This is a genomic window from Sodalis sp. (in: enterobacteria) (assembly GCF_047607725.1).
Taxonomy (GTDB): Bacteria; Pseudomonadota; Gammaproteobacteria; order Enterobacterales; family Enterobacteriaceae; genus JBLKSS01.
In genome coordinates this window covers 1-4916 of record NZ_JBLKSS010000114.1, presented here as the reverse complement: position 1 = coordinate 4916, position 4916 = coordinate 1, and the positions used below count along the sequence as shown (strand labels likewise).

At 57.9% G+C, this 4916-nt stretch carries 5 protein-coding genes and 1 pseudogene; 5 read left to right on the top strand and 1 reads right to left on the bottom strand.

Annotated elements, in window-relative coordinates:
* The first annotated feature begins 124 nt into the window (after positions 1–124).
* From ACMX3H_RS10165 to purB, 5 genes and pseudogenes are all read left to right on the top strand, one after another.
* Positions 125–697 (top strand): annotated as a pseudogene (locus ACMX3H_RS10165) (pseudouridine synthase).
* Positions 698–733: 36 nt separating this feature from the next.
* On the top strand, positions 734–1180 hold the full coding sequence (locus tag ACMX3H_RS10160; RefSeq protein ID WP_415210731.1) for an NUDIX domain-containing protein: 447 nt from the start codon (positions 734–736) through the stop codon (positions 1178–1180).
* A 215-nt stretch (positions 1181–1395) separates the two neighbouring features.
* Positions 1396–2511, top strand: coding sequence for a tRNA 2-thiouridine(34) synthase MnmA (gene mnmA / locus ACMX3H_RS10155; protein WP_415210732.1), 1116 nt, complete (start codon positions 1396–1398; stop codon positions 2509–2511).
* 218 nt (positions 2512–2729) lie between these two features.
* The gene (gene hflD, locus ACMX3H_RS10150) at positions 2730–3359 is read left to right on the top strand and encodes a high frequency lysogenization protein HflD (RefSeq protein WP_415210730.1); all 630 of its coding nucleotides are present in this window, start codon (positions 2730–2732) and stop codon (positions 3357–3359) included.
* A 21-nt stretch (positions 3360–3380) separates the two neighbouring features.
* On the top strand, positions 3381–4751 hold the full coding sequence (gene purB / locus ACMX3H_RS10145) for an adenylosuccinate lyase (protein WP_415210729.1): 1371 nt from the start codon (positions 3381–3383) through the stop codon (positions 4749–4751).
* On the opposite strand, the gene ACMX3H_RS10140 is transcribed toward purB, so the two are convergent.
* Positions 4686–4850 carry a hypothetical protein gene (locus ACMX3H_RS10140; RefSeq protein WP_415210728.1) on the bottom strand — a complete coding sequence of 55 codons (165 nt, stop codon included), beginning with the start codon at positions 4848–4850 and terminating at the stop codon, positions 4686–4688. The genes purB and ACMX3H_RS10140 overlap by 66 nt on opposite strands.
* Between the last annotated feature and the right edge of the window lie 66 nt (positions 4851–4916).

Genomic DNA, 4916 nt, shown 5'->3' with positions numbered 1-4916 from the left:
TATAGTGCAAAAAAATCATTTTCCGCTCATTTTTTTGCGACGAGTCCAGAATCTGTAAAATCACTGTAAGCCGCGCCAGTAAAGGGCTTCCGGCTAATCCATCGTTCCCCTTGAGAGTCCAGAAATGATTGCCACCCCACACCCCGACAGAGCGTGCTCCCTTATCAAAAAGCCCAACCCCGCGCGCGACTTTCGCCGCAAAACCGCGCCAGCGCGAGATCGACGCCGTGTCATCTTGTTCAATAAACCCTGTGACGTGCTTGCGTAATTCAGCGATGACGTCGGTCGCACTACGCTCAAAGATTATATTCCCATACCGTCGGTTTACGCCGCCGGTCGGTTGGATCGCGACAGTGAAGGGCTGATGATCCTGACCAATGAGGGTAAGCTACAGGCCAGGCTGACGCAGCCGGCGCAGAAAACCGCTAAGATCTACTATGTTCAGGTGGAAGGCGAGCCGGACGAGGCCGCTCTGGCCGCCTTCCGCGCCGGTCTGCCGTTGAAAGACGGCCTGACTCTGCCTGCCGGCGTGACGCGCGTTGACGAGCCTGAATGGTTATGGCCGCGAACACCGCCGATCCGCCGTATGACCGCCCATATTGGGCATCCCACGCTGCGGCTGATTCGTTATCAAATCGCGGAATGGTGCCTGGCCGATCTGGCGCCGGGAGAGTGGCGCGATATCGGCCTGGCGTAATGCTTTTTGCCCTACCTATGGAGGACAAGCCCCGCTATGTTCAAGCCCCATGTTACCGTCGCCTGCGTGGTACAGGCGGAGGGCCAGTTTTTGGTGGTAGAGGAAACGATTCACGGTCAGCCGCGCTGGAATCAGCCGGCCGGTCATCTCGAGGCAGATGAAACCCTTATCGAGGCGGCGCAGCGTGAATTGTGGGAAGAAGCGGGTATCCACGCCCAACCCCAGGCGCTACTGCGGATACATCAATGGATTGCGCCCGATAACACCCCGTTTTTGAGGTTTTTGTTCGTTATTGATTTGCCACGCTGCGTGACGGCCATTCCGCGGGATGACGATATCGATCGCTGCCTTTGGCTGCCCGCCGAGACCATTTTCGCGTCAGACCAGTTGCGCTCGCCGCTGGTGGCGGAAAGTCTTCGCTGTTACCAGCGCGGCGAACGCCTACCGCTCAATTTCCTCCGGTCATTCAATTGGCCGTTTTGAAGGCATCAGGTTGCCGGCGGGGAGCAATACCGTACACGATCGGCGCCGCTCACGTCCGTGCCCGCCGCCGCGGTCGCCTTGATTGTCCTCAAGGAGCGTATGTAACGGCTTCTCGCCCCCAAGGGGCGAAGGTGGCGGCACGGGGTCGGATCGTGATAAAATATGCCCCCTGTTTTATTGCGCCGCGCGGCGGTCATCCCGCTCGTGAGAATCCCATGTCAGACAACGGTCAAAAAAAAGTAATCGTCGGTATGTCCGGCGGTGTCGACTCTTCCGTCTCCGCCTGGTTGCTACAGCAACAGGGCTATCGGGTGGAGGGGCTGTTCATGAAAAACTGGGAAGAGGACGACAACGAGGAATATTGCACCGCGGCAAGCGATCTGGCCGATGCCCGGGCGGTATGTGACACCCTGGGCATCACGCTGCATACCGTTAATTTCGCCGCCGAATATTGGGATAACGTTTTTGCGCACTTCCTCGCCGAATACCAGGCTGGCCGCACGCCCAATCCTGATATTTTGTGCAATAAGGAAATCAAGTTTAAAGCCTTTTTGGAATTCGCCGCCGAGGATCTCGGCGCCGACTTTATCGCCACCGGCCATTACGTACGCCGCGCCGACGTGGACGTGGACGGCAAAAGCCGACTGCTGCGCGGTCTGAACGATAATAAAGACCAGAGTTATTTTCTCTATACGTTAGGCCATGCGCAGCTTGTGCGCTGCCTGTTCCCGATTGGGGAATTGGCCAAACCGGAAGTGCGGCGCATCGCCGCCGAGCTCGGCCTGGCGACCGCGGCCAAAAAAGACTCCACCGGCATCTGTTTTATCGGCGAGCGAAAATTCCGCGATTTTCTCGGCCGCTACCTGCCGGCGCAGCCGGGCGCGATAATGTCGGTTGACGGCCAGGAGGTGGGCCGCCATCAGGGGTTGATGTACCATACATTAGGTCAGCGCAAAGGGCTGGGCATTGGCGGCACCCGCGACGGCAGCGAGGATCCCTGGTATGTGGTGGACAAAGATCTTGACAATAACCGGTTGATTGTCGCCCAGGGCCACGAGCATCCGCGGCTGATGTCTACCGCTCTAGTCGCCGGCCAGCTGCACTGGGTCGATCGGCAACCGCTTACAGACGCGCTGCGCTGTACGGTGAAAACCCGTTACCGTCAGCCGGACATTGCGTGTCTGGTGACGCCGCTGCTGGACGGACGTTTGCAGGTGACTTTCGATCGGCCGGTGGCCGCCGTGACGCCGGGCCAGTCGGCGGTATTTTATCTGGCGGAACGCTGTTTGGGCGGCGGGATCATTGAAGCGCACCAGCAGTTGCCTCACTGAGACGCCCCCCGCGCCGGTGGCGTCCTGACCGGCGGCATCCCTGGTGGGTGGCGCGGCATGAAACCCTTATGGGGTGGGGAAACGCCCGCCGCGCGCCTTTACCGCTGTGTTTGACCGCGCTTTTATGGCATGATCGCGCAAGCGTAGCGCGCCTGCAGCGCCGTTGAGCGGACGCCCGACGGGTGGACTTAACCTCAGGGATGGATACAGGAGTCATTTTGGCCAAGAACTATTTTGACATTACGCTGGCGCTGGCGGGTGTTTGCCAAAGCGTGCGACTTGTGCAGCAGCTCGCCCACCAAAGCCAATGCGACGAGCAGCCCTTACGCGTCTCGCTCCAAAGCCTGCTGGATCTTAATCCGCCGTCGGTGCGCGCGGTCTACGGCGATAACCCGACCCATCTGCACATGGGGTTGGAAACGCTACAGGCCGTGCTGAATGCCTCGTCGCGGGAAGGGCTTGGCGCCGAGCTGACCCGCTATACCCTGGGGCTGATGGTGCTTGAACGCAAGCTGAACGGCAATCGCGGCGCTCAGGAGGCGTTGAGCCGCCGCATCGACGGACTTCATCGCCAGCTCAGCCATTTTGATTTGCTGTCGGATACGCTTATCAGCGCCATGGCCAGCATCTATGTGGACATTATCAGCCCGCTCGGACCGCGCATCCAGGTCACCGGCGCGCCGGCGGTATTGCAAAACACCCAGATCCAGGCCAAAGGGCGCGCCGTGCTGCTGGCCGGCATCCGTTCCGCCGTGCTATGGCAGCAGGTCGGCGGCGGACGGCTACAGCTGATGTTCGGTCGCAACCGGTTATTTAAAGAAGCTAAACAGATAATTACCCATTCTTAATCTTTCCAGGAGTCGCAATCGATGGAATTATCCTCTCTGACCGCCGTTTCGCCCGTCGACGGCCGCTACGGCGACAAAGTCAGCCCGCTGCGCGCTATTTTCAGCGAATACGGTTTGCTGAAATTTCGCGTACAGGTGGAAGTACGCTGGCTGCAAAAGCTAGCCGCCTGTGACGCGATCAAAGAGGTACCACCCTTTGACGACCACGCAAACGGTTACCTCGACGCGATTATCGCCAATTTCAGCGTAGAAGACGCCGAACGCATCAAAACCATTGAGCGCACCACCAATCATGACGTGAAAGCGGTTGAATATTTTCTGAAGGAAAAGGTGGCCGCGCAACCGGCTCTGCTGGCGGTGAGCAAATTCATCCATTTCGCCTGTACGTCCGAAGATATTAATAATCTGTCCCACGCGCTGATGCTGGCCACCGCCCGCGAGACTATCCTGCTGCCCGCCTGGCGCCAAATCATCGACGGCGTCTGCGCGCTTGCCGAACGCTATCGCGATATTCCCCTGCTTTCGCGCACCCACGGCCAGCCGGCGACGCCTTCGACGCTTGGCAAGGAGATGGCGAATGTCGCCTATCGCATGACGCGCCAGTATCGCCAGCTCGAGCAGGTAGAGATTCTGGGCAAGATTAACGGCGCGGTCGGCAATTACAACGCCCATATGGTTGCCTATCCCGAGGTGGACTGGCATCGTTTCAGCGAGGAGTTCGTCACCGGGCTCGGTATCGGTTGGAACCCCTATACCACCCAAATCGAGCCGCATGATTATATTGCCGAAGTGTTCGACTGCATCGCGCGGTTCAATACTATCGTGATTGATTTCGACCGTGACGTCTGGGGCTATATCGCTCTTAATCATTTCAAACAGCGTACCGTCGCCGGCGAAATCGGCTCATCGACCATGCCGCACAAGGTGAACCCCATCGACTTCGAGAATTCGGAAGGGAATTTGGGGCTGGCGAATGTGGTCATGAACCACTTGGCGGCGAAATTGCCGGTCTCGCGCTGGCAGCGGGATTTGACCGACTCCACGGTACTGCGCAATTTAGGCGTCGGTATTGGTTATGCGCTTATCGCTTACCAGTCTACGCTTAAAGGAATTAGTAAACTGGAGGTCAATCAGGCCCATTTATTGGCGGAGCTCGACCATAATTGGGAAGTCCTGGCTGAACCTATACAAACGGTGATGCGCCGCTACGGGATTGAAAAACCTTACGAGAAGCTGAAAGAACTCACCCGCGGTAAGCGCGTCGACGCTGAAGGCATGAAAGCCTTTATCGACAGTTTGCCGCTGCCGGATGCGGAAAAAGCACGACTAAAAACGCTGACGCCGGCTAACTATATCGGCCGCGCGGTGGCGATGGTTGACGAATTGAAATAGGTGATAAAAAGGGAACCTGCGTCCGACGTAAGCGCCCCGTGGAGGACGTCTTGAATTATTGGTGGGTTTGTTGTATGGCCCGGTAAGAATATGTTCCACTACGATGCCTAGTGAACCCGCATCCTATAAGGGACGGCTGTCAGATCATGGATAATCCGGCGATGA